Source organism: Enterococcus phoeniculicola ATCC BAA-412 (assembly GCF_000407505.1).
Classification (GTDB): domain Bacteria; phylum Bacillota; class Bacilli; order Lactobacillales; family Enterococcaceae; genus Enterococcus_K; species Enterococcus_K phoeniculicola.
Window position 1 is genome coordinate 1 of sequence record NZ_ASWE01000001.1, and the last position, 16,012, is coordinate 16,012.

Sequence of the window (16,012 nt, forward strand, 5' to 3'; positions counted from 1 at the left end):
ATTATGTAAGATTTAGTCAGGGAAAGAAATTATTTAAGCGAGTAATTGTTGTTCCCTATAATTGGGATGAAAAAAAAATAAGCAACTATATTTGTACCTCATTTCAACAGGTAGAATTACTTCGAATCTCTTTGGTAGAATCGGGATGGATTCCAAATGAAGTGATGAAATAAAATTTAAGTAAGGATGGATAAACATGAGGAAATATCAGACACTTTTATTTAGCTCGATATTATTAGGTATGCTAGCATTTGATAATCAAATAGTGAAAAGTGAGTCTGTGATTTATGATCCGTTGAATCCATCAGAAACGATTGTACCAGAGGTTAGAGAACCATCTACTAGCCAGGAAGTAAATAATCAAAATTCTACAAATCAAACAAGTTCGTCTACTGTAGAGGAAACAATTGTAAGTTCAACTAGTGATTCCATAGATGATTCTGTGAAGCAAAAGAAGAAGTCTGCACCAAAAATGGAAAAGAAAGTTTTATTTACTCCATCTAATATTTTTGTTGAAAAAAGTATCAATTTTCCAGATGAATCAGGTGGAGACAATTCCGATTCGACTTTTTATCTAGCGGAGATATCCTATTTGTTATCTGGAACAGCACTTTATGGGAAGAAAGCGGAAGGTGGAGTCATTGTAAATGTTCAAGATGTTTTTAGATAAGACGGAAATCCGAAAGATTGATTTTTTTCGCTATATGGAAAATCGTCCTCTTCTAAAAGAAAACAAAGAAACGATTATCGAAGAGTTGATGATTTCTGAATTTTTGCTGAATCGGACGATGGAAGAGCTGAACACTGATTTTAAACAGTATGAACTAGTGGAAGATTTTGAATTAGTAGAGACAAATACGACGATAGAGCTGCTTGAAAATGGACTAGGGACTTCTAAACAACTAGAGACGATTTATGTAGAAAAATCTATGGCCTTCTCGATGATGTTGGAACTTTTATTTGAAAACTTTCAGTCTGTAAATGACTATGCAGATAAAAATTTCATCTCGTTTTCTCCAGTTTATAAAAAATTAAAAGTAATGAGAAAATTTTTTGAACAGTTCAGCTTTACGATAACCAAGAAATTTACTTTTGAAGGTAATGAAAAAAAGCTGCGTCATTTCTTTTTACATGCATTATTTGAACAAATGCATCAAGAGTTATCTATATATCCTGAAAATATAGTGAAAAAATCACTTCACTTTTTAAAAACGGTACAAGAACATAGAAAAATGGGTATGCAAGAGTATGCTAAGCTTAAATTACTTCACTTTTTAAATATTACGTTTCTTAGAATAGAAAGAGGGCACACAATCACTGAGGAAAAAAGAATTGTATCATCCAGCTATCTAAATGAAAGCCCACATGCGAAATGGATAAGAGAGTGGTTGGAAAAAGAAATGAAAATGATTGATAAAAAGAGAATAGAATATGAAGTGGATGAGATTCTAGCTTATCTAGTGGGAGAGGAAATAATAAAATCCAGAGGCTATTTAGGCTTCGTAAATGATAAATCATTCCAACTGGATAGTCTGGAATTTGTAGAAACCGTACAATCTAAATTTCCCTTTGCAAAGCAATTTAAAAAGAAAAATTACAAACGCATAGCGTTATTTCATTTTTATACAGTAAATTTCACATTGGAAAATATCGAATATGATAAGAACCTAGATATAAATTATTTTGTTGATAATTATCCTGAATATGTTTCTTTTTGTAAAGAATATATTGAGGGGAAAAAAAATCAGAGGCATATATGGAAAAGAAAAGAGTTTTATTTCTATAACTATTTGTTGTTATTAGTAGATAAACTTCCATTACAAGAATTCCTTCAACCTATTTATCTGTACATTGATTTTTCATTTGGAAAAATCTACAACCGAATGATTGTTCGAAATATTAATAAACTATTCGAGTTAAATATTACTTATCAAAAATCTATAGATGAACAAACAGATTTGATTTTGTCAGACATTTACTTCGCGGAATTTGAAATGATTTCACAAATTATTTGGCTCGCACCACCCAGGGCCATTGATTGGGGAAATTTTTCAAACCATATAGCTAGGTTGCGTAAAGAAAAGAGAACACTTATTCCAAAAGAATGAATATGGAAAAATTATGATAGAAGATACTCTATTCGTATAAGTTGAAAAATTACTAGGACTTGGTAATTCAACTAGAAATAGAATGGAAACTAGTGGATGCGGCTGTAGTCAAATAAAAACATCGGTTACAATAATATGCAAATTCCCAAAAAGTGTCTACTCAATCAAGAATTAAAGCCACAGTTTAAAATTTTCTGCTAGTTTCTGTTTATGAATTTCATTGACCTCAAACATTACTCTCAGAGAAGCAGGCTAAAAGATTAGCCAAAAAGGGAGTCATTTATAATATTTGACCTGCTATTTTTTTAAGAGTACCATTATTAGTATAAAGAAAACAGAAAGATGTGAGAAACTATGGAAAAATCAAAAAAAATAGCCATTTTGCAAGATGTAATCAAAATTAAATCTGTTAATGGGAATGAAAAGAAAGTAGCAGAATACTTATCCAATTTATTAAAAGAGCACAATATACATAGTACGATCGTAGACTATTCAGATGACCGAGCTAATTTAATTGCAAAAATCAGTCAAGGGGATTCAAAAAAGACTCTTGGGTTATCAGGTCATATGGATGTTGTTGATCCTGGGGATGAATCACAGTGGACATATCCTCCTTTTGAAGCAACAATCGTAAATGATAAACTCTATGGACGCGGCGCTACAGATATGAAAAGTGGTCTTGTAGCTATGGTAATAGCCATGATTGAATTAAAAGAAAAGCAAACTGCTTTTAATGGCAATGTCAAACTATTAGCAACTGTTGGAGAAGAAGTGGGAGAACTTGGCTCTGAACAGTTAACAACACTAGGACACGCAGATGATTTAACTGGTTTAATTATTGGCGAACCAACAAATTATAATCTAATGTATACTCATATGGGATCGATTAACTACTCTGTTACTTCTCATGGAAAAGAAGCGCATAGTTCAATGCCTGAATTAGGATACAACGCCATAAATCATTTAAATAATTTCATCAGCGAAGTTAATAAGAAGATGGAAAAAATATCTGAGGAGTACGAAAATGATACACTAGGTCGCACAATCCACAATGTAACAGTAATATCTGGTGGAAACCAAGTGAATAGTATTCCTAATTTTGCTAAAATCCAAGGAAATATCCGTTCTATTCCTGAATTTGATAATGAACAAATTATCAATGTATTACAAGAAATTGTTGATACCCTTAATAAAGGAACAGAATATAAGTTAGATTTATCTATAGATTATAATAAGATTCCAGTAAAAGCGGACAGTCATTCAGAATTGATTACAGCTATTCAAAGTCAGTTTGACCAGCCTCTTCCATTAATCTCAGCAGCTGGTACAACAGATGCAGCCGAGTTCACAAAATCTAAAACTAAATTTGATTTTGTTGTATTTGGCCCAGGGGTTAGTTCAACAGCACATCAAGTAGACGAGTATGTCGAAATTGATAATTATCTAGATATGATTGATAAATATCAAGCTATTGTAAAAGCATATTTAAATTAATTATCTCAGAAAAATTATTTTTGAACGATTTATTTTCTAATCAAAGTCTTTAGATACAAGGATTTAGCTTCTATACTTTCACTTATTCAAGGCAAGTAAGTCCCATGAGTAGAGGGAGGAAAGCAAGAGCTAAACTTTTAGAAGAGCCGAACATAACTATTAGAGTTATGGTGTGGCTCTTTTTTATATGCTTTGAAATCTAATGAGTGGATGGAGAGAAGGTTTCTTGAAATCAACAAGAAGAGTGTATTTTAGGGAGAACTTCTATAGTTGCAGATTGAATAGATGAATAAAAAAGTTGCTTTTTATTACGAGGTAAGGATATAACTTAGAGAGTAATAATGTGTACCCTAAAAGTTGTACGTAAATTAATTAGCTAATTGGCTAGTATGAATTTGGTATTTAACTGAACTTATACCGGATAATTTTATTTTTAGATAGTTTCCATGTAATTTATGACGTATAGTTAAAGAAAATTAATAAATAGTAGATAACTGGAAATAAGGTCATTTTTCAAAGTAAGTGTAGGAATGATGAAAGGAATATGTCCATGAAAAAACTAATACAGGATTTTAAGGATACGAGAGTGGGAAACGAAGACTTTCTTTACTGGTTTCTGGTTCGTAAATTAAGTTTGGGTGGGAAGCTTTTTCTATCGGCTATTTTGTGGGGACTGTTTTTCAAATATGGCTACAATTTATGGGCAATGATTCTTTTATTTGAAGGAGTGATACTTCTATCCCTATTAACAGGGATTGTTTGGCTGATACAATTTTTTATAAAAAAATCAAAAGGCAGACAGAGAAAGTAAAAGATTTATCTTTCTGAATAGAGAATCAATACATGAAAGGGCAGAGAAAACAGTTCAGTTCAATAGGATAATTGGCGAACATTCCTTTCTGAAGCGCATTGAGATTTTTCAGTGAGACACTCAAAAAAATTCACAAAGTACATAGTTTTTTTGTTTTTTACGAGTTCCTTCTATAGAAAAGTATCTGATTTCATTTGGTTAGTTTTTTTGTGAAATCGATTGATTTTTAATAAGTAACAAGATGAAGAAAATAAATCCGCTTAAATACAGGGATTAGCAGCTTAATGTTTAAGACGAGAGAAAGCTTAAAAAGAAGAAATTAAATACGAGTAAGTATAGAGGAAACAGGGGAGTTTTTTGAACCTGTTTCTTTTTTTTGTGAAAAAAACTATAGTTTGTTCAAAGTTATCTATATTTTGTTTATTCTTATTCATGGATGAAAGCGCTAAAATAGATGTGTAAGTTTAATAGAAAGGGGTTTGATGATGAATAAGAAAAAGGGTATCGGACGATTCCTTAGTAATATCTGGCGATTTAAAGCACTTATTTTAATGGCAATACCTGGAATGATTTGGATGATTTTCTTCTTTTACATTCCTGTATTTGCAAATGTTGTTGCATTTAAAAATTTCCATATTTCACCTGATGGTTTTTTAGCCAGTTTAAGAGAGAGTCCATGGGTGGGCTTTGAGAACTTTAAGTTTTTATTTTCTTCCGATCAGGCATTTCTCATCACGAAAAATACAGTGCTATATAATGTAACCTTTATTGCGTTAAATCTTATTATTTCTGTAATTTTCGCGATTATCATGAGTGAGTTGAGAAATAAACGACTTGTGAAAGTGTATCAAACAATGTCATTGCTGCCGTACTTTCTGTCATGGGTTATTATCGGGTATTTTGTATACGCCTTCTTAAGCCCAGATAAAGGGATTTTCAATCAATGGATTGTAAGTCACGGAGGAACAGCGATTAACTGGTATAATGATCCGAAGTATTGGCCATTTATCCTAGTATTTATTGGAACATGGAAGGGAATTGGCTACAACAGTATCATTTACTTTGCTTCTGTTATGGGGATTGACCCAACATATTATGAGGCGGCGATGGTGGATGGAGCTTCAAAATGGCAGCAAATCAAAAATGTAACCATTCCGCAGTTAATTCCATTAATGTCTATTTTAACTATTTTAGCTGTCGGAAATATCTTTAGAGCAGACTTTGGGTTATTCTATAATGTGCCGAGAAATTCAGGCTCACTGTATGAGGTAACGCAGGTACTGGATACGTATATCTTTAACGGACTGACAGCCACTGGAGACTTTGGTATGACAGCTGCCGCAGGATTGTATCAGTCTGTTGTCGGATTTGTTTTATTAATGATTACTAACGCAATCGCTCGTCGTTATGATAGCGAATCTGCACTATTTTAGAGAAGGGGAGACAGTATGAAAAAGAAAAAAGTTTCGCAAGTTCAAATACGCTCCTTCAATAAGCCAGTGAACTTTGTTTTAAATATTGTGATTGCCTTATTTGCAATCTCTTGTGTCTTACCATTTATCTTTGTTATTGCGATTTCTGTTACCAATGAAGCCGCTTTGACAGCAAATGGCTATAGTTTTTGGCCATCAGAGTTTAGCGGGTTTGGCTATACGTATCTTTTCGGACAAATGCAGGATAAAATTTTCCAAGCATTGATAGTGACAATTATTGTAACGGTTGCCGGAACATTGATTAATAGTACAGCGACGTCGCTTTATGCATATGCAATCTCACGGTCAAACTTTCCGTTCCGTCGTTTCTTCACAGTATTTTGTTTAATTACAATGTTGTTTTCACCAGGGATGGTAGCTAACTATTTGGTAATGACGAACTTACTACAATTGAAGGATACCATTTGGGCATTAATTTTACCGATGGCGGTAAGTCCGTTCAATATCATTGTGATGCGAACATTTTTTAAACGCTCTGTCTCAGATTCAATCATCGAATCTGCACGTATTGATGGGGCAAGTGAGTTGAGAATCTTTGTTCAAATTGTTTTACCGTTAGCTGTTCCAGGGATTGCAACTATCAGCTTATTTGCTGCCTTAGGCTACTGGAACGATTGGTTTAATGCGTTACTTTACATTCAAAATGATAACTTGGTTCCATTGCAATACTTACTGGTGAAAATTCAAAATAATATTCAGTATTTAACGCAAAATGCAGGAGCAGGCAGCCAGTTAGCTGGCGGGCTCGCATCAGTACCAGGAGAATCAGCTCGAATGGCTATTGTTGTTATCTCCACACTACCGATTGCAATTAGTTATCCTTTCTTCCAAAAACATTTTGTAAAAGGATTAACAATCGGCGGCGTGAAAGAATAAAAATTTTAGGAGGATGAAACAAATGAAATTGTGGAAAACACTCGCTTTAACTGGTCTTTCAACTTTACTTTTAGGGTCGTTGGTTGCATGTGGAAACTCGAAAGACAAAGACGCAAGTAAAGGATCAGATGATGGTACAACGTTGCAAATGTATCAAATCGGTGACAAACCAGATAATTATGATAAATTGTTAGAAGTAGCGAATAAACGCATTGAGGATAAAATTGGGGCAAAAGTAAATATCAACTATATTGGCTGGGGCGATTACGAGAAGAAGATGAACGTTATCGTATCTTCAGGTGAAAATTATGATATTGCATTTGCAAATAATTATGTAGCGAATGCACAAAAAGGAGCATTTGCTGACTTAACAGAACTAGCACCGAAATATGCAAAAGATGCTTATGACCAATTAGATGAAGCCTATATCAAAGGGAATTTAGTGAATGGAAAACTTTATGCATTTCCTGTGAATGGGAATGTGTTTGCTCAACAAATGTTAACATTCAACAAACAATATTTAGATAAATATAATCTTTCCATTGATGGAATCAGTTCATATGAAGATGCAGAAGCAATTTTAAAAGAGTTCCATAAAAAAGAACCAAATATTGCAGCTTTTGCAATTGGTCAGGGATTTAAAGCAAAAGGTGATTTTGACTATCCATTAGGTGATGGCCAACCATTTGCAGTTGATTTAAATGGCGATAAAACAAAAATTGTAAATCAGTATGATACAGAATCATTTATCAAAACATTAAGAACGATGAATAGCTGGTACAAACAAGGGCTAATTCCTGCAGATGCTGCAACAAGCAATACGGATTATCCACTTGAAGGCAACACTTGGTTCGTTCGTGGAGAAACACAAGGCCCTTACGATTATGGTGATACAATTTTAACAAATGCTGCAAATCAAGAACTTGTTTCTAAAGCAATTACTGTTCCTTTGAAATCAACAGCACAAGCACAAATGGCCAACTTTGTTGTGTCAAACACATCAAAAAACAAAGAAAAATCTGTTGAGTTTTTAGGATTATTAAATAGTGATCCTGAGTTACTAAATGGTTTGATTTATGGTATTGAAGGCGAAGCTTGGGAAAAGATTGATGGACAAGATGGAAAAATCAAATTATTAGATGGTTACCAACCAAATATGCACATGGCTGCATGGAACACAGGAAACAATGCGATTCTTTACACTCAAGAAAGCATTACAGATGAAATGATTAAAACACGTGATGAATCAATTGAGAATGCAGAAGTTTCTCCAATTTTAGGATTCAGCTTCAACACAGATTCAGTGAAAGCAGAAGTAAGTAATATTTCTAACGTGATGAGCCAATACTTAGATGGCTTAAATACAGGGACTGTTGACCCAGATGAAACATTACCTAAATTAAACGAAGCATTGAAAAACGCTGGCTATGATAAAGTGTTGGAAGAAATGCAAAAACAATTTGATGCATTTTTGAAAGAAAGTAAATAAACGAAACACATGTAACTAGAATGAAGAACGGCGTAGTGGTTTCAAACTTTCGCCGTTCTTTGTATAATAAGGTTATCAAATAAGAAGGTGGCATAGACTTATGATAGGCAAAGCACTAGAAGCATTTTTTATCCGCGTATGGGTCATAATAAAATTGAATCTTTTCTTCTGGGCATTCAGCACAGCAGGATTATTTTTTGCTGGAGTGGGTCCTGCGTTAAAAACAGTGAATGAATTGTTTGCAGCCCATGAATTTGAATACAAGGAGATTACCTTTAAAGAAGGATGGAAGCTGTTCAAAACAAATTTTAAACGAGGAAATGGATTTTTTTGGTTCTATGGTGGAATTTTTGCTGTATTGGCTTATAATCTATACCTTTCTGTTCAAATTAAAGGGCTAACATTTTTAGTTGTTGATTTTATTTTGCTTTTTGCTCTGCTCTATACCTATGCAACGTATCAATACACTTTGTTATTAGACAGCCAATATGAAATTTCAGCAAAGAACGTAATCAAGCTGGCATTTATTTCAACATTATCAAGCTTTACCAATTTCTTAAAACTAGTCATCGGAGGCGCTGTGATTCTCTGGTTTACATGGAAATATAAAGGGCTCATCTTATTTGGCACATTTGCAATTATTCAGGTTTGGAATTTCTATGCAACAAAAACATGGCGTGTTTTAATTGATGAACGGTTAGAGACAAATGATTAACCAGTTTAAAGTATTGTTTTCTACAGGGACGCTGTTAAACCGACTGCTACGAAAATATGCGTTGATTCTAGTTTCTCTGATTACAATTGCAATGATTGGCATTAGTGTGAACACGTATATTCAAAATCAAAATCTGGCAGTTGCTGCGACAAAAGATGCTCTGCAGAATACCATGCGAATGCCTAGTGACCGCACCACCTTAAACAGACTAATTAAAGATCAGCTAGTAGGAAGTCCCGAAAAAATTAAGAATGTGACTTCCTATTTGACGTTGTCAATTTCTAATTACTTAATGTTTGTATATGATCATCAGAATGAAAGTCCTGATTTTGTTTCGTTTTCTGATCAGATTAAGGGCATTTATGCGGAGTATTCGGATGTCTCGTCTATTTATATTACAATGAAAGATTTTCCTGATTATTATCAGTCAACCGCAGAGGACAAAGGTGGAAAAATACGCAAGGGAACGCCGCAGCTAGACAATGGTTTTTACATAAAATCTTCTATATTGCATAACAGTATGGAGTGGGGAAGTATTTTTATCGGCTTTGAAAAAGAAGGATTGGAAAACAGCTTGAGTACCCTGTCTTCTTTTGATGGATTGTCTGTGTATATGATTTCTTCGACAAACAATCGTCTATACACCTATCATGATGAAAAATTACCAAAGAAAAGTACAGATTGGCAAGAAAAAACGATAACTCAATCATTAGAAAAGAATTCAAGTGTACCAGTCTCTCAGTTTTATGATGAGTATTTGGTGGAATATCAACAGCTAAATGGAGAGTATCGAATTTTAGCCACCTTAGATAAACGAATGATTCTGCGAAAAACGGCAAGAGATATTTTCTTCCTGGTGTTAGGTGCTTTGTTACTGGATGGCATTCTACTTTATACGTTGTCTCGAACTTTTACGAAATACTCCAATCAGTTAACAATGGTTATGGATACCATGGAAAAAGCATCTGAAGGAGATTTGGATGTTCGGATTGAAACGGATAAAACAGAATATGAGTTAAAAGAGCTTTCAGAAGGAATTAATCATATGTTAAAAAGTATCAACCGCTATGTGGAAGATATTTATAAGTTAGAAATTAAACAGCAGGATGCCCATATGCGTGCATTGCAATCCCAAATTAATCCCCATTTCTTGTACAATACGTTAGAGTATATTCGAATGTATGCAATTAGTGAAGGAAGTGAAGAGCTTGCTGAGGTTGTTTATGCGTTTTCGGCATTGCTTAGAAATAATACGAATCAAGAGAAAACGACGAATTTAAAAGCAGAGCTGGATTTTTGTGAGAAATATGTATATCTCTATCAAATGCGTTATCCAAAACGAATTGCCTATCATTTTACCATTGATAAACAACTTGAAAACTTACAAGTACCTAAATTTATTATCCAGCCGTTGGTTGAGAATTACTTTGTACATGGGATTGATTTTACGAGAACAGATAATGCGATTAGTATCAAAGCTTCTCAAAAAGAAAATCTTGTTCAAATTTTAATTCGTGATAATGGAAAAGGAATTTCTGAGGAAAAACTGGTGGAAATTGAGAAGCGTTTGAGCTATCCCAAAATTCAAATGTATCAATCTATTGGTCTTCAAAATGTGAATGAACGGTTGCGTGCATATTTTGGTTCTTCTTACAAAATGACACTTTCAAACAATAGTGATGGAGGATTAACAATCCAGATTTCTTTTGAAAAGGATGTGGAAACAAATGTATAAGGTTTTGCTGGTAGATGATGAATATATGATTTTAATGGGCTTGTCAAAAATTATTCCATGGAAGGACTATGGATTTGAAATAGCTGCAACAGCGGAGAATGCAAAGGATGCACTAGCTATTTTAGAAAAAGAAAGCATTGATTTAGTCATTACAGATGTAACGATGCCGGAGATGAGTGGACTTGAGTTTATTGAAGCTGCACAAAATCAGCGGTATACCTTTGAGTTTATGATTTTATCTGGCTATCAAGAGTTTGACTATTTAAAAAGCGGACTGCAGCTAGGAGCCATTAATTATTTGATGAAGCCAGTGAACAAAACAGAATTAATTGAGAGCTTGTTGCGTGTAAAAGAGCGTTTAGAAGAACGAATCGAACAAAAAAATCAGCAGGAAATCTATCGTGAATTTTTACTTTCCCAGTGGGTAAATGAAGAGCTAGATGAGGGAGAAGAACAAGAAGTTTTCACGTTTCTGGGAGAATCCACTGGTCCTTGGAGAGTTATTTTAGGACAATTTAAAAGAGAATATCGGAAGCAATTTAGTGAGTGGCTAAACAGGAAAAATCAACCTTTTTATTATTTCAGAAATCTAGGTGAGCTGGTCTATTTTGTTATTGTTTATCAAGAGGGGGAATCGATAGAACCATTTACTCGGTTTACGCAGGAACTTTTTTTAGAAACGAATTGGGTAATGAGTATAAGCCAGCCTACAAACGAAGTAGAAGAAATTCCAGAAATTTATCGTTTCATTCGCCAAACCTACCAGCTTCATCAATTTTATGGTATGCAAACAACGCATATTTTATTGCCGCAAGAGGAGAGTGGTCAGGATTCCCTGATTGATTTATCTGAATTTAATCGACTCGTGACATTAAATAAACCAGCTGCATTAAAAGAAGCGGTACAGAAAGTTTTTCAAGAAGTTTTGACGTTGGGGACTTCACCAGAAGATGTTCGGCATATTGCGTTTCTTTTGTTTATGGATATTTATCGTCAAGTGGGGCAATTAGATGACGAGTCGTATCTCGCAACCATTCAAACGATTAATAAGGCAATGACTGTAAATGAGTTGGAAAAATTATTGTTAAAGCTTATTGATGAGCAAAAAGAACCTGTTGCTTACAGTGAGAATGTTCAGAAGGTACTCGCGATTATAGAAGAGCAATATCAAGAGGAGCTAACACTTAAACGTATTTCAGATGAGCTTCATTTGAATGTGATGTATCTAGGACAGTTATTTAAAAAAGAGACAAAACGGAGCTTCTCGCAATTTTTAAATCAGCATCGAATGGAAAAAGCGCAAAGCATGCTTCTGCATTCTGAAAAAAATATCAATGAAATCGCAGATGAAATAGGCTATAACAACAGTACCTATTTCTCAAAAATGTTTAAAAAAATGTACGGAGTCTCTCCTAAAGAATACAGAGAGTCCATAGAGCGAGGAACCCTTGATAAGAAAGAGTGATTTCCAGTCCAAAACAAGAAAGAAACAGTAATTCGCATGTATCCGCTAAACACTCCTTCTCATAAATATCAGATATTCCCTTAGATTTACCAAAGTTTAAACAAAGCGCATGTTAAGATTTTAGAAAATGAGGGGTAGGACAGAAAAAATCATTCCCTTTGCGTTTTGCTCTTAACAATCTCTAAAAGAGGGACGCTTTAAGAATGGAAGGTCTTTCTGCCATTTATTAAGATTTCACGAGGGTGGAGCATAACTTAGATAGTTATGTCCTACGCTCGTTTTTTTTGCTGATAACTATCTCTATTTTGAGAGCAAGGAATTCATTTTGGAAAAACGAGCGTAGGCTAAGAATCACATAGTGAGAACAAGAGACGATGAGACGATAATTAAAGTGATTCCAAGTTAAACCACACAGAGTTAAAAAGAGGGGCAAATTAAATGAGGTAAAGGAGTAAAAAGAAGATGAAGCAAAAATGGAAACTGATGATTAGTTTGTTGGCGTGTGGAACAATTTTGACGGCTTGTGGAAATAATAAAAGAGACGAACAAACGGAGCAAAAAGTGACGTTAACTACTGCTGGTGAATTTCCTATTGTGAAAGAAAAACTAACGATGTCTATGATGGGACCCAATGTCGGGATGGCTGAATGGAAAGATATGGCCTTTTTCAAGGATTATGCAAAAAAAACAAATATTCAGTTTGATTTCACTACCCCACCTTCAAGTGATTTTGCAACTAAATTGAATTTAGCTTTTGCTAGTGGTGACATAGCAGATATTTTATTTGCACCAGGATCAACTGCATTAACACCTGCAATGGAGATGGATTATGGTGGACAAGGAATTCTTGTTGCACTGGAAGAAATGATTGATGAGAATATGCCGAATTTTTCCAAGTTATTAAAAGAGGATCCTAATTTGAAAAAAGCAATCACGACACCAGATGGTCATATCTATTCACTTCCTACGATTCCAAGAAGTACTTCCGCAATTTGGGGGAGTAATCCTATGTGGCTTAGAGGAGATTGGCTTGAAGCACTGAATGTAACAGAGCTTCCAAAAACAACGGATGAATTCTACCGCCTTTTGAAACGATTTAAAGAAGAAGACCCCAATGGAAATGGCAAGGCAGATGAAATCCCGTTATCCTCTTCAAAAGATTTTAGGATTAGGACTTGGCTGATGGGCGCATTTGGAATAAAAGGCTCGTCAAATGGTATTGAAGAGAATAACGGAGTCGTTCGTTACTATCCCATGACCGAAAATTATAAAGCGTATCTTGAATATGCAAATAAATTATATAAAGAAGGACTACTAGATAAAGAGACATTCAGTCTTTCTGTTGAACAGTTCACAGCCAAAGGGCAGAGTAATCAAATCGGCGCATTTCAAACATGGACAGCCTATTTTGTTACAGGTCAGACAGAAAAAGATTCGATGAATAACCCAATGCTTGCACCTTTAACTTCAGAAATAGCAGATAAGCCTGTGCTGCCAATGGGACTTCCAATCGGCAGAGAGACCTTTGCCATTACAAACAAGTGCTCTTCACCTGAGGCTGCCCTTCGTTGGGTCGATTATTTTTATTCGGCTGAAGGTTCTGATTATCTGATAAATGGACCAGAAGGAGCTTATTGGCAATGGGAAACCAACGATTCTGGAGAAAAAGTTCGGGTTCACACTCAAAAAGATGTAGATCCCGCACAATATGAGAATGGGCGTGCTGCTGCAACGCCAGCTTATGGTCTAGCGATTCCCAATCTCTCTTCGCCAGCGGATATTAGCGACATTCGAATAGAGGCCAATCAAGAGCCAGATGCAACTTTTGCAGAGTTTATAAAAAAAGAATCGGATGAAAAAATTAAGCCATATGTCGAGTTAGCTTACCCAACCCTTTATCTAAGCAATGAAGAATCAGATCAAGTTCAAGCGACAGCCACAGATTTACAAACTTATATAGAGCAAATGGAGGCGAAATTCATCACAGGCGTCGAACCACTAGACAATTGGGATAAGTACGTTAAAACAATTCAATCGATGGGGGTAGATGAATATGTGAAAGTCTATCAAACCACCTATGATAGGTGGGAAAAGCAGTGACAATCATGAATTAGAAGAAGTCTGATAAACGGAGAAGCTAGGGAGAGTCACACCCGGGTTTAATGGGTTTGGATTGAGTGTAAGTCTGGTGATTTATCTTATCTTGCTAGTTATTTTATTTGTAAGAAAAGAAGGGGGCGTCACTAAAGAGGATTCTGCGTTTTTCTGATTGGTTTAACGAAGAATCAAAGGCGCAAATAAGTAAATAGAAATGAATGCTTCAACGGAAATAATAAAACAAGAAAAATAGATGAAAGATTGATATATAAAGTAAAAAAAGAGGAGTCATTCATTTTTAAATCAGAAATTCTCAGAACATTTATTCAAAATTCTATATAATTTTATGGATAATAGAAAAGAAAATTTTACAGAGGAAAACGTGCAGAAATTTATCAAAAAAGATACTTGAAAGTCAACTGAGTAGAAGCTCTAAGTGTTATAATAATAGTATTCAAAAACTCTTTGTTAAAAAATTGAGTAGGGGGATATGGAATTTTCTCCATAGTCGTTTACGGTATATACACATGAAGAAATATGAGCTATATACAGGGGAGGATGAGACGAGTAGAAAAGAAACAAAGACGAATAGTTTTATGAAAGCGTTCTATTGTTTTTTTCGATAAGGCAGCTTCTTGCTCATCCTCTTTTTCAATCATTGTGATAGGAGTTGGAATGCTGGTGAATTCACTAAAATAAAAGTAATTACTCATATACTAAGCTTTTAGGAAATCTGGATAAAATTAGCAGTAAATCGATAGAAAAGAGGAAAGAAATGGTTAAACGACTAATTAGTGCTACTGCCTCAGAGATTCGAAAAATGAATCGAGAGGAGCTTTTTGAATCAATCAAGGCAAGTGATGGTCGAGTGATTGTGAGTGAGAATGTTTGTGTACAGGCACCTGCATCAGACAGTACAACTAATGCAGAGCTGGCTGCGGCATTTGGCGCAGATATGCTGCTATTAAATTTATTTGATTGTCTGAATCCTGTGGTCATTGGGTTACCCGGTGTGGGTTTGCAGGAAGCATTCGATTGGTGGGCGGATTCTTCAAAAAATACGCGTAATCCAATACAAGAATTAAAAGAGTTGACGGGTCGAGTCATTGGAATCAATTTGGAGCCTGTGGTGGAGGTACAAGAAACCTTAGGTGAAAAAGTAACCATTTCTGATGGTCGGAAAAGTACCGTTGAAACATTTTCGGCAGCTGAGCAATTAGGAATTGATTTCATCTGTCTGACTGGAAATCCGGGGACAGGTGTAACAAATAAAGAAATTGGTGAAGCAATCCGTGTTGGCAAGAGGCATTACAACGGATTAATCATTGCTGGGAAAATGCATAGTGCAGGGGTAGATGAACCGATTGTAACGCAAGAGGCTATCCAAACATTTCATGAGGCGGGTGCAGATATCTTATTGTTACCTGCTGTAGGAACCGTACCGGGATTTGATCAAGAAGAGATGAAAAAAGCCGTTAAGCTGGCGAAGCGATTAGGGATGCTGACGATGTCTGCTATTGGGACAAGTCAAGAAAGCGCTACGACAGATACGATTCGGCAGATTGCCTTATACAATAAAATGTGTGGGGTAGATATTCAACATATTGGAGATGCTGGTTATAGCGGGGTTGCTCCAGCGGAAAATATTTATGCTCTGTCGCTAGCTATTCGAGGGATGAAGCATACAATGCAAATCATGGCTAGGTCAATTAATCGATAAGAAAGATGA

At 35.0% G+C, this 16,012-nt stretch carries 12 protein-coding genes; all 12 read left to right on the forward strand.

All coding sequences use genetic code 11. From position 1 onward, the window contains the following. Nucleotides 1-196: 196 nt before the first annotated feature. The 12 genes from I589_RS00005 to I589_RS00060 all read left to right on the forward strand — a co-directional run bounded on the left by I589_RS00005 (nt 197) and on the right by I589_RS00060 (nt 16,003). A complete protein-coding gene (locus I589_RS00005) occupies nt 197-670 on the forward strand; it encodes a hypothetical protein (RefSeq protein WP_010770205.1) in 474 nt (157 codons plus the stop codon). Further along, nucleotides 648-2,108: a helix-turn-helix domain-containing protein gene (locus I589_RS00010; RefSeq protein WP_010770204.1), complete on the forward strand. Its 1,461-nt coding sequence runs from the start codon at nt 648-650 to the stop codon at nt 2,106-2,108. Before I589_RS00005 ends, I589_RS00010 begins: the two co-directional genes overlap by 23 nt. Nucleotides 2,109-2,462: 354 nt before the next feature. Then, nucleotides 2,463-3,602: an ArgE/DapE family deacylase gene (locus I589_RS00015; RefSeq protein WP_010770203.1), complete on the forward strand. Its 1,140-nt coding sequence runs from the start codon at nt 2,463-2,465 to the stop codon at nt 3,600-3,602. 550 nt (nt 3,603-4,152) lie between these two features. Continuing rightward, the gene (locus I589_RS00020) at nt 4,153-4,413 is read left to right on the forward strand and encodes a hypothetical protein (protein ID WP_010770202.1); all 261 of its coding nucleotides are present in this window, start codon (nt 4,153-4,155) and stop codon (nt 4,411-4,413) included. 485 nt (nt 4,414-4,898) lie between these two features. Beyond that, entirely contained in the window at nt 4,899-5,846 is a 948-nt protein-coding gene (locus tag I589_RS00025) for an ABC transporter permease (RefSeq protein ID WP_034684189.1), read from the forward strand. Between the two features lie 15 nt (nt 5,847-5,861). Then, nucleotides 5,862-6,782, forward strand: coding sequence for a carbohydrate ABC transporter permease (locus I589_RS00030; RefSeq protein WP_010770200.1), 921 nt, complete (start codon nt 5,862-5,864; stop codon nt 6,780-6,782). 22 nt (nt 6,783-6,804) lie between these two features. Then, nucleotides 6,805-8,271, forward strand: a complete 1,467-nt coding sequence (locus tag I589_RS00035; protein WP_010770199.1) for an ABC transporter substrate-binding protein — start codon at nt 6,805-6,807, stop codon at nt 8,269-8,271. Between the two features lie 100 nt (nt 8,272-8,371). Next, complete coding sequence (locus tag I589_RS00040; RefSeq protein WP_010770198.1) at nt 8,372-8,986, forward strand: YesL family protein; 615 nt, start codon at nt 8,372-8,374, stop codon at nt 8,984-8,986. Beyond that, nucleotides 8,982-10,721 carry a sensor histidine kinase gene (locus I589_RS00045; RefSeq protein ID WP_034684473.1) on the forward strand — a complete coding sequence of 580 codons (1,740 nt, stop codon included), beginning with the start codon at nt 8,982-8,984 and terminating at the stop codon, nt 10,719-10,721. The genes I589_RS00040 and I589_RS00045 overlap by 5 nt, the downstream gene beginning before the upstream one ends. Next, nucleotides 10,714-12,186, forward strand: a complete 1,473-nt coding sequence (locus I589_RS00050; protein ID WP_010770196.1) for a response regulator transcription factor — start codon at nt 10,714-10,716, stop codon at nt 12,184-12,186. Before I589_RS00045 ends, I589_RS00050 begins: the two co-directional genes overlap by 8 nt. Nucleotides 12,187-12,648: 462 nt before the next feature. Next, a complete protein-coding gene (locus I589_RS00055; protein ID WP_010770195.1) occupies nt 12,649-14,286 on the forward strand; it encodes an extracellular solute-binding protein in 1,638 nt (545 codons plus the stop codon). A gap of 772 nt (nt 14,287-15,058) precedes the next feature. Next, nucleotides 15,059-16,003 carry a DUF7916 family protein gene (locus I589_RS00060; protein ID WP_010770194.1) on the forward strand — a complete coding sequence of 315 codons (945 nt, stop codon included), beginning with the start codon at nt 15,059-15,061 and terminating at the stop codon, nt 16,001-16,003. Nucleotides 16,004-16,012: the final 9 nt, after the last annotated feature.

What these genes read in the sequence shown, in the direction of transcription:
- I589_RS00035 (WP_010770199.1), top strand. Translation starts at nt 6,805, where the DNA reads ATGAAATTGTGGAAAACACTCGCTTTAACTGGTCTTTCAACTTTACTT.
- I589_RS00010 (WP_010770204.1), top strand. Translation starts at nt 648, where the DNA reads ATGTTCAAGATGTTTTTAGATAAGACGGAAATCCGAAAGATTGATTTT.
- I589_RS00040 (WP_010770198.1), top strand. Translation starts at nt 8,372, where the DNA reads ATGATAGGCAAAGCACTAGAAGCATTTTTTATCCGCGTATGGGTCATA.
- I589_RS00025 (WP_034684189.1), top strand. Translation starts at nt 4,899, where the DNA reads ATGAATAAGAAAAAGGGTATCGGACGATTCCTTAGTAATATCTGGCGA.
- I589_RS00055 (WP_010770195.1), top strand. Translation starts at nt 12,649, where the DNA reads ATGAAGCAAAAATGGAAACTGATGATTAGTTTGTTGGCGTGTGGAACA.
- I589_RS00060 (WP_010770194.1), top strand. Translation starts at nt 15,059, where the DNA reads ATGGTTAAACGACTAATTAGTGCTACTGCCTCAGAGATTCGAAAAATG.
- I589_RS00050 (WP_010770196.1), top strand. Translation starts at nt 10,714, where the DNA reads ATGTATAAGGTTTTGCTGGTAGATGATGAATATATGATTTTAATGGGC.
- I589_RS00030 (WP_010770200.1), top strand. Translation starts at nt 5,862, where the DNA reads ATGAAAAAGAAAAAAGTTTCGCAAGTTCAAATACGCTCCTTCAATAAG.
- I589_RS00020 (WP_010770202.1), top strand. Translation starts at nt 4,153, where the DNA reads ATGAAAAAACTAATACAGGATTTTAAGGATACGAGAGTGGGAAACGAA.
- I589_RS00005 (WP_010770205.1), top strand. Translation starts at nt 197, where the DNA reads ATGAGGAAATATCAGACACTTTTATTTAGCTCGATATTATTAGGTATG.
- I589_RS00015 (WP_010770203.1), top strand. Translation starts at nt 2,463, where the DNA reads ATGGAAAAATCAAAAAAAATAGCCATTTTGCAAGATGTAATCAAAATT.